The organism is Lentzea sp. NPDC005914 (assembly GCF_040629405.1).
Lineage (GTDB): Bacteria > Actinomycetota > Actinomycetes > Mycobacteriales > Pseudonocardiaceae > Lentzea.
Map to the genome: position 1 here is coordinate 64,639 of NZ_JBEXVQ010000016.1, position 13,998 is coordinate 78,636.

The window sequence follows — 13,998 nt, forward strand, 5'->3', positions numbered from 1 at the left end:
GGAACACATGGGGGGCACGCCCCCAGATTTGCGGTGAACGTGAATATGGGGGATCGCCCCCCATGTTTCGAGACCCCGGCGGCCTGAGACTCGTGGCCGGAGAGGGGAACGAGCATGAGGGAGTTTGCGGTCCGGGACCTGAGAGGGGAGCGGGCATGAGGGAGTTCGGGGAGCTGTTGCGCACCTACCGCATCCGTGTCGGCCTCACCCAGCAGCAGCTGGCCGACTTCGCGATGGTGAGCGTGCGGGCCATCCGCGACCTGGAGTGCGGCCGCACGAGATCGCCGCGCGCCGAGACGGTGCGGCTGCTCGCGGCCGGGCTCCGGCTGGACGACGACAGCCGCGCGACCCTGCAGGAGGCCGGGGGAAGGCCGGCCGGGCCCGTGTCGGTGCCGCCACCGGCGCCGTCGTCGGCGATCGTGGGCCGCGAGATCGAGTCCGCCGCGCTGATGGACCTGTTCGTCGACGGACGGCGGCTGGTGACGATCACCGGCGTCAGCGGGGTGGGCAAGACGCGGCTCGCGCTGGAGGTGGCGGGGGAGCTGCACTTCCGGCTCGGCTGGTCGGTGGCGTGGCTGCCCGCGTCGCGCACTCCGGCGATCGACGACAACCAGGACACGGTCCTCGTCACCGACCACAGTCCTGACGTCGAGTTGCTGGCCTCGCACCCGAGGCTGCGGGTCATCGTCACGTCGCTCGCACCGACGGGGAGTCCGGGCGAGCACGTCTTTCCGCTGGCACCACTGGCGGACGACGCGGCGGTGCAGCTGCTCGTGACGCACGTGCGGCGGGTGCGGCCCGGGTTCCGGCAGGAGGCCGCGAACCACGCCGCGCTGATCGGGCTGGTGCGCGAGCTCGACGGGCTGCCGTCGGCACTGGAGTTCGCCGCCGGGTGGTTCATGGTCTACTCGCCCGAGCACCTGCTGGAGCGGCTGCGGACCAATCCGCTGGACCCGACCTCGGCCCACCTGCGCGACTCGCTGCGGCTCTCGCTGTCCACATTGGACGTCGAGGAACGCGATGTGCTGGTGCGCATGGCCGATCGCGGTGACGGGGACAACGAGCACGTCGCACGCGCTCTGAGCGTGCGTGGACTGGTCCGTCGCGCGGGACCCCGATACGAGGTGCTCAACCTCGTGCGTGCGGCGGTGCTGGAACCGGTGTCAGGGCCACATCTCGCGGGGGGTGTGGCCCTGACCTGGCCCTGTTAGAACTGCACCGATCAGAACTGCGCCCGAATCAGAACTGGGCGGTCAGGCACGCAAGGCGGTCACCGGCGGTGCCCGCCTTGCCGTGCTCGGTGCTGGAGTGCGTGGCGTGGATGATGACCGCGTTCGCCTCGCCCTTGCGGAACTCCCACTTCACCCTCGCCTTGCCGGTCGCGGCACCCTGCGCGTCGGTGGTGAAGTCGAGCCAGATCTCGTTCTCCGCGTTGGCGAACTTCGGGTCGACGCTCGGCGTGACCGGGTCCTTGTCGTTCTGGTAGTGCGGGCCCGAGTCGGCGGGCTTGGCGCCGCACGGCTTGGTGTGCACGTGTGAGCCGTACTTCGTGTTCGGCAGCAGGCCGGACACCTTCAGCTCGACCGTCGTCTGTCCGTTCTCGACGGACGAGCCGGCGGAGAGCTTGGCGCCCAACGGGATCCGCTTGACGTCGTAGGTGAGGCCCTTGGGCTGGTCACCGGACGCGGCGGGCTCGGCCACCGCGGTTTCCGCCACCGGCTTGATCTCCGGCGCCTGGGGCGCGGAGGACGGAGTCTCGCTCGAACAAGCGGCCAGTCCGCCGGTGAGCAGTACGGCACCCACGAGGGCCGCCACAGTCGTGCGCATGTTTCTCCTTGAGTCAGCTGCGTTCCAGGTTCCCACCCCCTCCACGTTCACCATCGGGTGACTGGTTCAGATCAAGTGAGACGAGGTCGCGGAACGCGTCTCGATAGGCTCCGCACAGGTGGTAGCCGCCGTGAGTCTCCACTTTGTCCGGTGAGCCGTTCGTCTCCCCGGCACGACGGTCGACCGTGTTGTCGTCCCAGCCGTGCACCGGGAAGCCGAGGTAGTCGGTGCGGCGCCACAGGTTGATCCAGTTCGGACCCAGCAGGAAAGAGAGGCCGCGATCCGGTGTGGCGCCAGGCTGCCGGCGCCACGGGTCGCACGAGAACAGCGCGCCCGCACGGACTTCCGGTGTGCCGAGCACCACAGGGCCGAGCAGCTCGGGGAAGATCCGCCCGAAGTACGGCCGCAGCTGCACGCCGTACGTCAGCAGCTGCGCACGCCCCAGGTACCCCTCCGGCAACGCGTACAGCGCGGCTACGGCCAGCACGGCGCCCAGGCTGTGCGCGGACAGCACCACGCGGTTGTCCGGCGACTCGTCGAGGAACTCGCGGGTCCGGTCCGCGATCTCCGGCACCGCGCGCTCCGCGTAACAGGGCGGCGCGAACGGGTGTGCCGTGCGCGGCAGGAAGCACATCAGGTCCCACAGCAGGCCGAGCGGGCGCCGGTTCGTCAGCATCCCCGCGCCGACGAACGACCCGATCACCGCGACCCCGGCGAGCCCGGTGACCCAGTCGCCCTTGCCCAGCACCCACGTGACGCCCCGCCACTGCGACCACGACGGCGCGTCGAACGTGAGGTGGCAGGTCAGGATCAGCGCGAGCACGCCGAGCGTCGACAGCACACCGATGACGGTCTCGGCCCGGTGCGAGACGGCGACCACGTGCCGCACTCGCACGACGAGCACGTCGGCCTCGCTGTCCAGGGCGGTGGGCTGGAAGAGCCGCGACAACAACGTGAACGCCTGCGCGATCACCAGCAGCACCAGCGGAACCAGCGCCACCGCGAAGGCCGCGCTGAACCACGAGTAGAACGACGGCGCGCGCAGCCCGGTGCCGACCCAGCCCCGGAACGTCAGCACCAGCACCGTCGAGAGCATCACCGACGAGGTGAGCGACAACCCCAGCAGCACACCGGGACCCGCGCCGCGCCAGGCCTGCCACTCGTCACCGTGCCGCGGCCGGGCCCGCCACGCGAGCACCACGCCGACGAGCGCGGCACCGATCCACGACAGCGAAACCCAGTACGTGGCAACCATGAACGCCACGAACAGCACGAGCAGGATCAACGGCCCTTTGGCGTCGTTGCGCCGCCACGACCACGCTGCCAGCACGGACCCGAGCAGCGCCACCGTGACGACCGGCGGCCCCCACGACGTCAGCCACAGCGGCCCGTCGAACACCGGCGCGATCGCGTAGAGCCCGAACCCGTGCGCCACCAGCACGATCACCGCCGAGATCATCAGCAGCCACGACCACAGGCCGCCCTTCTCGGTCGACGGCACGTCCGGGCAGTCCGTCGTGGTCACCACGACCCTGGCCATGACCGTCGCCAGCAGGCCGCCCGCGAGCACGGTCAGCACCAGGAAGAACGCGTGCTGCAGCAGCTGCGCGCTCGTCACCAGCACCACCACGCAACAGCCCGCCGCGATGTGCAGCCGGGTGAGCCGGCGGATCCGCGGGCTGCCCTCCCACATGGACGACCGGCTGAGCATCACGCCGGGCCGCCGCACCGGGGACCGGCGCATCGTCGTCATCTCGTATCTGCTGCGGGACAACGACGTGAGCGCCAGCAACCCCAGCAGCAGCAACACCGGCACGGCGGACGCGGCCAGCACCCGGATGTGCCGCGCGGGATCGCCGAGCAGGTCCAGGAACTCCGGCAGCCGCTTGCACGTGGTCCCGGGTAACGCGCACTGGATCGCGTAGATGTCGATCGCGACCTCGCACACCGACAGCACCAGCAGCACCGTGAGCCCCAGCCCGAACAGCCGCGTCGAGGCGGCGCCGCGCCCGGCGTTCCACCACACCATCCGCTTCGTGGTCGGCGTCGAGTCGTCGGGGAGCTTGCGAGACCAGTAGGCGACGTTCGCAAGCCCGAACGGCAGCAACAACGCCCAGCCGATGCGCCCCAGCGCGTTCGCGAGCACCGACGGCACCCCGCTGCCGGGCAGTCCGGGGCTGCTGCGCGCCATCCCGCCCCACGAGTACGCCTCGCGCCGCACGGCCTCGGGCACTCGTCCGGCGTGATCCGGTGGCAGCTCGGCGACCTTGTCCGGTTTCGGGCGCCAGAAGCTGCCGAACCTGTCCCCGCGGAACTGTTCGACGGCGTGGTCGGGGAGCGCCAGCATCGCGGGCGGGGGCGTGTTGTTGACCCCGTGGATGCGCAGTTCAAGGGTACGTGGGCTCGTCGACGTCACCGCGGCCTCCCTTTACTCCAGTTGTCGTCCGGAAAACTGCTCCAGTTAGCGGCCGAACGGGTGAAATAGGTGTATCCAACCGCCCTGGAAAGCCTCTACTTGGCAAGGAGGCCCCACCATGACCACAACCGCTCACCCGAACGTCGCAAACTCCGTCGGACTCGCCGAGTTCCTCGCCACCGCGGGCACGCTCACCCTGGCGCAGCGCAAGCTCATCGTCGACCAGGCGTTGGTCCTGCTGGAACAGAACTACGCGCACCTGCCTCTCAAAGTCGCGATGCACGCGGTGAATCCTGTGCAAAGACTCAGGGTCTTACGAGCCAGACTCGAACGGCAGACCGACGCCACGGCCGAGCCCGAGTGGCAGTTCCACCGCGAGCTGTCGAGCACCTTCCACTCGGTGCGCGACCTGCACACGAACTACCTGCTGCCCGCGCCGTTCGCGGGCAAGATCGCGTTTCTGCCGTTCCAGTTGGAGCACTGCTTCGACGAGGACGGCACCGAGCACTACCTCGTCGCCCGCGCGGTCGCCGGCTTCGACGGGTTCGCCGTCGGCACCGAGGTCACGCACTGGAACGGCGTGCCGATCGGCCGTGCCGTCGCGTTGAACGGCGCGATCTTCGCGGGCAGCAACACCGCCGCGAACCTCGCCCGCGGCCTGGAGTCGCTCACGTTGCGCCCCTTGGTGATCCAGCTCCCGCCCGACGAGGACTGGGTCGTCGTCACGTTCGTCGGTGCGGCCGGCTCCGAGGAGATCCGCGTCGACTGGCAGGTGACCGACAACCTGCCGCCGATGACCGACGTCGACTCGCTCAGCTCCGCCGCGGCCGCGCAGGGCGTCGACCTCGACTCCGACGAGAAGGCGCGCGCCAAGAAGTTGTTGCACGCGCCCAAGGTCGTGCAGGCCGAGGCCGCCGGTGGCGCCGTCGCGATGGCCGTGCAGGACGTGCCGACGACGATGCCCGGCGTGTTCCGGGCACGCCCGGTCACCACGCCGTCCGGCGAGTTCGGCCACCTGCGGATCTTCACGTTCAGCGTCGACGACCCGGAGGCGTTCCGCACCGAGTTCGTGCGGCTCGCGGCTCTGCTGCCGCAGAACGGGCTGATCGTCGACGTGCGGGACAACGGCGGCGGCCACATCTTCGCCTCGGAGTTCCTGCTGCAGACGATGACGCCGCGCCGCATCGACCCGGAACCCGTGCAGTTCCTGAGCACGCCGCTGAACCTGCGCATCTGCCGCCGTCACGCGGACGACCCGACCGGCCAGATCGACCTCGGCCCGTGGTTCCCGTCGCTGGACTCCTCGACCGAGACCGGGCAGGCGTTCTCCTGCGCCCACACCATCACGCCGGTCGACGGCGCGAACGAGGTGGGCCAGACCTACCACGGCCCGGTGCTGCTGATCACCGACGCGCGCTGCTACTCCGCGACCGACATCTTCGCCGCGGGCTGGGCCGACCACGAGCTGGGCCCGATCCTCGGTGTGGACGACAACACCGGTGCCGGCGGCGCTAACGTGTGGACGCACGGGCTGCTCGCGCAGCTGCTGAAGATCCCGGCGCCGGGCGACTCCGAGTCGCCGTACAAGCCGTTGCCGGGCAGGGCGAACATGCGCGTGGCGATCCGCCGCACGTTGCGCGTCGGCAAGCTTTCCGGGACGCCCGTGGAGGATCTGGGCGTGCGGCCGACGCACCAGCACAAGCTGACGCGCGCGGACCTGTTGCAGGGCAACGTCGATCTGCTCGCCCGTGCCGGGTCGCTGCTCGCCGCGATGCCGGTGCGGCGGCTCGGAGTGGCGGTCGCGGGAACGACCGTCTCACTGGACACCGTGAACCTCGACCGGGTGGACGTCTACGTCGACGGCCGCCCGGCCACCTCGCTGGACGTGACCGACGGCGCGCACACCGCGACGTTGAGCGCGACCGGGTCCGAGGTGCGGGTCGAGGGGTTCGCGGACGGACAGCTGGTGGCCGCGCGCAAGGTCGCCAGTTGACAGGGCGGGCGCTTCCGGTGACTCCATGACCGGAAGCGCCCGCTCCTGTTGTACCGCCTGGTACTTACTTACTTGGTGAAGGTGAAGGCGCGGTCGGAGGCGACGGCCGCCAGCTGCTTCTCCGTGCCCGGCGTCCAGCTCTGGACCCAGACGACCTCACCGTTCGGGCGGAAGTTGCGGGCCTCCACGATGCCGAACCTGTCGTCCTTGGCGAGGACGGTCACGCCACCGCGATGGTCGCTGACGGTGGCGGTGCACGTGGTGGTCTCGCAGTACTCCTTCGGCGACAGCTTGTGGAAGCCCGGCGCGTTGACCTGCGTGAACGTCGAGACGTTCGCGCCGTTGTAGGTGAACGACACCGAGTTGCCCATGTACTGCATGTCGTCGAAGACGCCCTCGGCTTCGCCGCCCCAGTTGCCGGTCACGACGTCCCTGGCGCCGAGGAAGGCACGCGGGAACGCCTTCTTCTGGTGTGCGGAGAACCTGTCGGCCTGCTTCTGCAGCTCCGCCTTGGTCTTGTGGACCGGCTTGACGTCCTTCGGCGGCCACGTGAGGTCCGTCGAAGCCGATGCCGAGCTCGCGAATCCGAGGAGTGCGAGGCCTGCAACGGCAGCCGTCATCACGTTGCGCATGCGCATGAATCCCCCTGGTGAGTATTAACCTCTCAATCTCAGAGACGCCCCAAGATCACCATAGGTTGCACACGAGTTTTTCCGTGGTGTGGCCTAGAGCCAGCCGCGCCGCATCGCCTGCACTCCCGCCTGGAACCGGGTCTGTGCCCCACATCGGTCCATCAGCTGCCGCACTCGCCGTTGCACGGTCCGGGGTGCCAGACCCAGCTGCCGCGCGATCGACTCGTCGGTGAGCCCGGCCGCGAGCAGTCCCAGCAGGTTCGGGTCCACATCGGCCGCCGCCGCGTAGATCCCGCCCGGGCTGAACGGGATTCCCTTGTCCCAGTAGAGCTCGAACGTCGAGCGCAGCACGTCCAGCAACGCCGACGGGCGGATCAGCAGCACCTTGTCGACGACGTCGCCGTTCGCCACCGGCAGCACCGCGGCGTGCGTGTCGATCACGGCGAGCTTGAACGGCAGCGTCGGCGTGACGCGGGCCCGTTCGCCCGCCGCGACCAGTTCGATGATCTCGGTGACGCGGCCGGGAAGGTCCACAGCGGACCGGTCGTAGACCACGCGCCACTGCACGTCGCGTTGCCGCGTCTCGTCTTCCAGCGCTACGTGTTCGCCCAGCGGCGTCACGTACGGCGGCTGGTCGAGCACGCACACCTCGTCGCGGGCGCCGTTGAGCAGCGTGTGCCACAGCTCCCGCACCGCGCCGACGCCGGTCACGGTCTCGACGAACGCGTCGTCCGCCTGCTCCTCGTCGCGGTTGCGCAGGTAGAGCTCCATCAGCGGGCCGACGTCCGCGCGGGCCCTGCGGTTCTGGTCCTCGCGCGCCGCGATGAGCGCCTCCACGGCGAGGTCGGGCGCGACGGCCTGCCACACGTCGCCCGGCAGGTGCCGGACGATGCCCAGCTGTCGCATTTGCGCCAGCAGGTCGGGTGCGACGCCGATCTCGTCCGTGGTGCGGCTACCTCCCGTTACCAGAAGCTCGTAAACGGCCGTTAGCTCCGGCGCGACGCCCAAGTGTCCGAACACGGCCATATTGTGCGCCATTCAGCCCAGTACACCTGTCGTGAACACGCCAGTGTCGTTATTCGGACTCCGCCAGACCTGTTTTCGCCGGTGTGACCCGACTTACGGTCCTCGTCAACCTCCGCAGCCGGTTCAGAACACTGACGCCCTCAACGGCACGCGAAGGCCCTGCGTGGAAGGACCTCACGTGAACGGATTGCGACGCACGAGCGTGTGCGCCGCGGCTGTCTCCGCCGCCGTGCTCAGCGTTATCTCACCCGCTAACGCTGCCCCCGCCCCGGTTCAGTCCCAACCGGACTCGACCCAGGTGAACCGCCCGTTCGAACGGCTGATCGTCGGCTACAAGCCCGGCACCGCCGAAGCCTCGTCCGACACCGCTGCCTCGGACGATGTGAAGAGCAAGGGCAAGTCCGTGCACCGCCGCATGTCCAGCGGTGCCGTCGTCGTCGACCTGGGCTCGAAGACCGCCAACGCGGACTCGGCCATCCAGGCGTTCAAGAGCGACCCCGACGTCGCTTATGTCGAGCCGGACCTGCTGATGCAGCCGTTCGCCGACCCGAACGACACCGAGTACTCCCGGCAGTGGGACCTGTTCGAGGCCACCGCGGGCATGAACGTGCCCGGCGCGTGGTCCAGCACGACCGGCGCGGGCGTGACCGTCGCCGTGATCGACACCGGTTACGTGGCGCACAGCGATCTGGCGAGCAAGGTCGTCGCGGGGTACGACTTTGTGTCGGACGCTTCGCGTGCACGTGACGGCAACGGCCGCGACGCGGACCCGTCGGACAACGGCGACTGGATGAAGGCCGGTGACTGCGGCACCGACGCGTCCGGCAACCCGTCCCCGCCGTCGGACCAGAACTCGTCCTGGCACGGCACCCACGTGGCCGGCACCATCGCCGCGTCCACGAACAACAGCAAGGGCATCGCGGGCATCGCCTACGACGCCAAGATCCAGCCCGTCCGCGTGCTGGCGCAGTGCGGTGGCTCCACTTCGGACATCGCCGACGCGATCACCTGGGCGTCCGGCGGCACCGTGAGCGGTGTACCGGCCAACGCGACGCCCGCCAAGGTCATCAACATGTCGCTGGGCGGTCAGTCGTCCTGCTCGACGACCTACCAGAACGCGATCAACGGCGCGATCAACCGCGGCACCACCGTCGTCGTGGCGGCCGGCAACTCGAACGCCAACGTCGCGAACTTCACCCCGGCGAACTGCTCGGGCGTGCTGACCGTGGCGGCGCTGGGACGTGAGGGCAACAAGGCCTTCTACTCGAACTTCGGCTCCCGCATCGACGTCGCGGCGCCCGGCGGCGAGACCCGTCGCGGCACCGACACCCCCGGCACCATCACCACGCCGGAGAACGGCATCTGGTCGACCCTGAACACCGGTGCCACCACGCCGGGTTCGGAGACCTACAAGCCGTACCAGGGCACGTCGATGGCCGCTCCGCACATCGCGGGCCTCGCGGCACTGCTGGTGGCCAAGAAGTCGTCGCTGACGCCGGCCCAGGTCAAGGACCTGATCAAGACCAACGCCCGGCCGATCCCCGGCACCTGCTCCGGTGGCTGTGGCGCGGGCCTGGCCGACGCGACCAAGGCCGTGAACGCGATCGACACCACGCCGCCGCCCTCCGGTGGCCTGGAGAACACGACCGACGTCGCCATCCCTGACCGCGGTGCCGCGGTGACCTCGTCGATCGTGTCCACCCTGTCCGGTAACGCTTCGTCGGCGGTGAAGGTCGGCGTGGACATCGTCCACACCTACCGCGGCGACCTGGTGATCGACCTGGTCGCGCCGGACGGCACCGCCTACCGGCTGAAGAACTCGTCCTCTTCGGACAGTGCCGACAACGTGGTGGCGACCTACACGGTCAACGCCTCGTCCGAGGTCGCGGCGGGCACGTGGAAGCTGCGGGTCCAGGACGTGTACTCCGGTGACACCGGGTACATCAACTCCTGGAACCTGACCCTGCAATAGCTCCACGAGTTCGCCGAGGGGCGGTGCCTTCCATCCTGAGGAAGGCGCCGCCCTTTCACATTCTGTGCCAAGGTCGGATTCATGGTGTTCGACGACGTGCTCGCGGAGCTGGCCGAACGCAGGGCGGAGTTCCGAGAGCAGAGGTACGTGCCGAGGGACTTCATCGCCCGGCTCAAGGAGACCGGGATCTACCGGGCCGCGGCACCGGCCAGGTTCGGCGGCGAACCGTTGCCGCCCGCCGAGTTCCTCGACCGGATCGAACGCATCTCGGTGGTCGACGGGTCCACGGGCTGGGTCGCGAGCTTCGGGTCCGGCCTCGTCTACCTCGCCGCGCTGCCCGAGGACACCCAGGCCGAGCTCTACCGCGACGGCCCCGACGTCGTCTTCGCCGGCGGGCTCTTCCCCGTCCAGCAGGCCAGGCCGACCGCGCGCGGGTTCGTGGTCGACGGCCGCTGGAAGTACGCCAGCGGGTGCGTGGGCGCGGACGTTCTCGGCGTCGGCATCCAGAGCGGCACCGCGGGCAAGCCCAGAGTCGCCCTGCTGCCGCCGGACCAGGTCGAGATCGTGCGGGACTGGGACGTCGTCGGCATGGTCGGCACCGGCTCGTTCGACCTGGTCGTCCGCGAGGTCGAGGTGCCCCGGGAGTGGACGTTCGTCCGTGGCGGCGCATCGACGATCGACGAGCCGTTGTACCGCTATCCGACCATCGCCTACGCGGCCCAGGTGCTGGCCGTCGTCGGTGCTGGCGTCGCGCGGGCCGCGCTGGACTACGCCGCGGCGGCCGGTGCCGGGTACACGGGGGTCACCGGCGCACCGGCACTGGCCGACAGGCCCTACTACCGTGCGGAGGTCGCCGCCTGTGAAGCCGCACTGCGCTCGGCGCGGGCGTGGTTCTACGAGCTCAGCCACGAGGTCTGGGACACCGTGATGACCGGGGACGACGTGAGTGACGAGCAGAACGCCCACCTGAGGCTCGCCGCCGCCCATCTGGCCAAGACCTCGTCGGAGGTCGCCGGCAGGCTGCTGGAGGTCTCCGGCACCGCGCCGATCAACACCGGCCACCCGCTGCAGCTGCTGTTCGGTGACGCGCTCGTCCCGAAGCAACACGCGTTCCTCGGTCCCGCGATGTACGACGCCGCCGGCGCCGTGCTCATGGGGCTGCCACCCACCGCACCCGGTTTCCGGTGAGTCACCAGGTGACGGTCAGCTTCCGGTTGCGCTGCGCGATCCGCTCCAGATATCCGGCCACCGCCCGGATCGACGGCAGTCCCAGCAGGTGCCGCTGAGCCCGTCGTACCGTGGCGTGGATCTCCAGGTCGCCGAGAATGCGGTGGCAGGCCTCGGTCACCGCGTCGGCGTGGAAGTCGTGCACCCGCACGCCGAGCTTGAGCTCACCGACGCGGTGCGCGTTGTGCATCTGGTCGTGCAGCACGGGGAGCACCGCGGTGGGGATGCCGGCCCGCATCGCCTCGCGGATCGAGTTGTAGCCGCCGTGCGACACGAGGAGATCCGCGACCTGCAGGAGCAGGGCCTGCGGCATCGACTCGACGAGGTGCACGTTGGCGGCCTGCGCCTCGACCGGCAGCCCGCCGGTCAGCACCACCGCCTCGCAGTCCACCCTGGACAGTCCGTGGACGAGGGTTTCCAGGTGCGCCAGGGGAGAGTGGCGCAGGACCTGGTCCGGGACGGCGTCGAGGTCGAAGAGCCGCAACGCGCTCTCGGTCGCGAACACCCCGCCGGACGTGCTGGTCGACGCGACGATCAGCGGCCTCTCCGGGTCGAGATCCGCGAGCCACTGCGGAAGCCGTTCACCGGCGCTGTGGTGCGAGGGCTGCTGGTAGGCGAACGCCGCGGGCATCGGCTGGCGGGCAAAGGAGTATCCAGGAGGGACGGCGTCCAACCGGCCGTACCGGTGGGTTGAATCGAGCGACTCGTGCAGCGGCAGACGGAGCTCCGCGCGGCGTTCGTTCAGCGCGTTCAGCAACGTCAGGCGGTCCATGTACTGGCCGACGCCGGTCGGTGCGGCCACGTGCGGCACGCCGAGTCGTTCCGCGACGAGCACTCCGGCGAACTCGATCCCGGCGCGCAGCACGAGATGCGGCCGGAAGTCGGCGGCGACGGGGAGCAGGGCCTGCACCGCGCCGCGGATGTGCGGCCCCGCGGCGAACTCGACGATCATCTCGTCGGCGAACGGGTCGTAGTCCGGTGGGAGCGTGAGCACCTCTCCCTGCAACAGGTCCACGAGCTGGTCGCACACCTCGGGCACCACCGCGGCGGTCCGGACGGGTTCGCCGGTGAACCCGGCCAGCACGGACTCGGGGCCAGCCACCAGCACCTCGTGACCCAGCTCACCGAGCATCGTGACGAGGGGGAGGACCGCCCGTGCGTGGGCAGCGGAGAACGCGACCGTGCCCAGCACGCGCACGACAAACCTCCCCTGCGGCCCTAGGGACTCGTACCCCACGGTAGGGAGCGGCAAGCGCCTGAGGGAATGGCGAAGTTCCACCCGCGGGTAACGTCGCGAGCATGGCAACACTGGTGACGTTCCACGCGCATCCCGACGACGAGTGCATCCTCACGGGCGGCGTGATGCGCAAGGCGTTCGAGGAGGGACACCGCGTCGTGCTCGTCGTCGCGACCCGCGGCGAGGCCGGCGAGATCCCGGACTCCCTGGAGCCGGGCGAGGAGCTCTGGCAACGCCGTGTGTCGGAGACGTACGCGGCGGCCGACCTGCTGGGCGTGGCACGCGTGGAGTTCCTGGGATACCTGGACTCCGGGATGATGGGCGACGAGCTGAACTCGCGCCCCGGCTCGTTCTGGACGGCTGATGTCGAAGAAGCGGCTCAGAAACTCGCTGCCCTGCTGGCGGAAGAGGACGCTTCGGCGTTGACCATCTACGACAGCTATGGCGGATACGGCCACCCGGACCACATCCAGGTGCACCGGGTGGGCGCGCGGGCCGCCGAGATCGCCGGAACGCCCGTGTACCAGGCGAAGGTGAAGGAGACCGACTTCCGCGAGGCGTTCCGGCGCGCCGGCATGGAGGAGCCGCCGGTGATGGAGGACGCCGTGCCGGAGTCGGAGATCACCGCCGGGGTCGACGTCTCGAAGTACCTCGACGTGAAGCGGGCGGCGATGCGCGCGCACGCCTCGCAGATCACCGAGCAGTCGTTCTTCCTGGCGCTGGACGACGAGACCTTCGCCCTGCCGTTCGGCACCGAGTGGTTCGTCCACCACGGCGAGGGTCCCGCGACTCCTTTGGATCTGTAGCAACAAAAACGGGGGCGGCCCGTGAGACCGCCCCCGTTTAGTGCTTCAGCTAGTGGCGCGGCCCGGCCCGTTGGCGAGGTAATTCACGCTCAGCAGGGCGCCTCGCGGCACCGCCCCCACGCCCCCATACGTCCAGTATGAGGACGCGGGGGCGGCACCACGATGCACCCGTCTGACCGCGAATTCCCACGGCAACGTTCCGTGCCACACCACTAGTTCACGCGCTGCGGCGGCGGCGCAGGAACAGCAGGGTGCCGGCACCGGCGCCGACGAGACCCAGACCCGAGAGCAGCAGCCAGCCCGGGGACGCACCGGTCGCCGCGAGCGGCGGTTCCGGCGTGCTACCACCAGGGGCCGGCGGCGTCACGGAGGACGAGGGCGTCTCCGTGGTCGTCTCCACCGGCGGCTGCGGCTGCTGAGGAACCGGCGGCTGAGGCTGCTCCGGCTTCGGCGGCGTCTTGTCGCACACCACGGTGGTGTACGTGAAGTGCTTGTCGTAGTTCTTGTTCTTCGACTTGTCGGTGTCGTACGCCTTCACATCGACGGTGAAGGTGTGAGCGACCTTGCCGTCCAAGCCCTTCTTGTCCACGGTCCACGACGTGCCGAACTTCTCGGTGGGAACCAGGACCTGGTCACCGTCCATGATCACGACGGTGTTCTTCTTCTCGGGCGCGAACTGGGTGAGGTTCACGTGGAGGATGGCGTCCTTGCCGTCGCACTGCGCAAACCCGTCAGCGGTGTGCGCGCTTGCGGGGGTGGCCATCACCAGGGTGGCCAGTGCAGCGGTGCCAGTCACCACGAACGCGCCGAGAACTCTACTTGCCAACGGATCTTCTCCTGCTCTGGTTGGTGCGTGGCGGAT

11 protein-coding genes are annotated in these 13,998 nt (G+C 69.6%); 5 read left to right on the top strand and 6 right to left on the bottom strand.

Features of this window, described 5'->3' with window-relative positions:
* The first annotated feature begins 155 nt into the window (after positions 1-155).
* Entirely contained in the window at positions 156-1,211 is a 1,056-nt protein-coding gene (locus ABZ345_RS23155) for a helix-turn-helix domain-containing protein (protein WP_359852237.1), read from the top strand.
* Positions 1,212-1,239: 28 nt separating this feature from the next.
* On the opposite strand, the gene ABZ345_RS23160 is transcribed toward ABZ345_RS23155, so the two are convergent.
* Together ABZ345_RS23160 and ABZ345_RS23165 are read right to left on the bottom strand one after the other, a co-directional pair.
* Positions 1,240-1,827, bottom strand: coding sequence for a superoxide dismutase family protein (locus tag ABZ345_RS23160; protein ID WP_359852240.1), 588 nt, complete (start codon positions 1,825-1,827; stop codon positions 1,240-1,242).
* Between the two features lie 13 nt (positions 1,828-1,840).
* Positions 1,841-4,243, bottom strand: a complete 2,403-nt coding sequence (locus ABZ345_RS23165) for a hypothetical protein (RefSeq protein WP_359852243.1) — start codon at positions 4,241-4,243, stop codon at positions 1,841-1,843.
* A gap of 118 nt (positions 4,244-4,361) precedes the next feature.
* Between ABZ345_RS23165 and ABZ345_RS23170 the strand changes: the two genes are divergently transcribed.
* Positions 4,362-6,236 carry a S41 family peptidase gene (locus ABZ345_RS23170; RefSeq protein ID WP_359852246.1) on the top strand — a complete coding sequence of 625 codons (1,875 nt, stop codon included), beginning with the start codon at positions 4,362-4,364 and terminating at the stop codon, positions 6,234-6,236.
* 68 nt (positions 6,237-6,304) lie between these two features.
* On the opposite strand, the gene ABZ345_RS23175 is transcribed toward ABZ345_RS23170, so the two are convergent.
* The gene (locus tag ABZ345_RS23175; RefSeq protein ID WP_359852249.1) at positions 6,305-6,874 is read right to left on the bottom strand and encodes a hypothetical protein; all 570 of its coding nucleotides are present in this window, start codon (positions 6,872-6,874) and stop codon (positions 6,305-6,307) included.
* Positions 6,875-6,961: 87 nt separating this feature from the next.
* The gene (locus ABZ345_RS23180) at positions 6,962-7,888 is read right to left on the bottom strand and encodes a LuxR C-terminal-related transcriptional regulator (RefSeq protein ID WP_359852252.1); all 927 of its coding nucleotides are present in this window, start codon (positions 7,886-7,888) and stop codon (positions 6,962-6,964) included.
* Positions 7,889-8,192: 304 nt separating this feature from the next.
* On the opposite strand from ABZ345_RS23180, the gene ABZ345_RS23185 reads away from it, so the two are divergent.
* Together ABZ345_RS23185 and ABZ345_RS23190 are read left to right on the top strand one after the other, a co-directional pair.
* Complete coding sequence (locus ABZ345_RS23185; protein ID WP_359852255.1) at positions 8,193-9,866, top strand: S8 family serine peptidase; 1,674 nt, start codon at positions 8,193-8,195, stop codon at positions 9,864-9,866.
* An 81-nt stretch (positions 9,867-9,947) separates the two neighbouring features.
* Positions 9,948-11,054, top strand: coding sequence for an acyl-CoA dehydrogenase family protein (locus ABZ345_RS23190; protein ID WP_359852257.1), 1,107 nt, complete (start codon positions 9,948-9,950; stop codon positions 11,052-11,054).
* Position 11,055: 1 nt separating this feature from the next.
* On the opposite strand, the gene ABZ345_RS23195 is transcribed toward ABZ345_RS23190, so the two are convergent.
* On the bottom strand, positions 11,056-12,291 hold the full coding sequence (locus ABZ345_RS23195) for a glycosyltransferase (protein ID WP_359852259.1): 1,236 nt from the start codon (positions 12,289-12,291) through the stop codon (positions 11,056-11,058).
* 101 nt (positions 12,292-12,392) lie between these two features.
* Here ABZ345_RS23195 and ABZ345_RS23200 point away from each other — a divergent pair, with 101 nt between their 5' ends.
* Positions 12,393-13,136: a PIG-L family deacetylase gene (locus ABZ345_RS23200; protein ID WP_359852262.1), complete on the top strand. Its 744-nt coding sequence runs from the start codon at positions 12,393-12,395 to the stop codon at positions 13,134-13,136.
* Between the two features lie 217 nt (positions 13,137-13,353).
* On the opposite strand, the gene ABZ345_RS23205 is transcribed toward ABZ345_RS23200, so the two are convergent.
* Positions 13,354-13,962, bottom strand: a complete 609-nt coding sequence (locus tag ABZ345_RS23205) for an LPXTG cell wall anchor domain-containing protein (RefSeq protein WP_359852265.1) — start codon at positions 13,960-13,962, stop codon at positions 13,354-13,356.
* Positions 13,963-13,998: the final 36 nt, after the last annotated feature.

Excerpts from the sequence above, each read along its gene's own strand:
- ABZ345_RS23155 (WP_359852237.1), top strand. The coding sequence starts at position 156 with ATGAGGGAGTTCGGGGAGCTGTTGCGCACCTACCGCATCCGTGTCGGC.
- ABZ345_RS23160 (WP_359852240.1), bottom strand. The coding sequence starts at position 1,827 with ATGCGCACGACTGTGGCGGCCCTCGTGGGTGCCGTACTGCTCACCGGC.
- ABZ345_RS23170 (WP_359852246.1), top strand. The coding sequence starts at position 4,362 with ATGACCACAACCGCTCACCCGAACGTCGCAAACTCCGTCGGACTCGCC.
- ABZ345_RS23175 (WP_359852249.1), bottom strand. The coding sequence starts at position 6,874 with ATGCGCATGCGCAACGTGATGACGGCTGCCGTTGCAGGCCTCGCACTC.
- ABZ345_RS23190 (WP_359852257.1), top strand. The coding sequence starts at position 9,948 with ATGGTGTTCGACGACGTGCTCGCGGAGCTGGCCGAACGCAGGGCGGAG.
- ABZ345_RS23200 (WP_359852262.1), top strand. The coding sequence starts at position 12,393 with ATGGCAACACTGGTGACGTTCCACGCGCATCCCGACGACGAGTGCATC.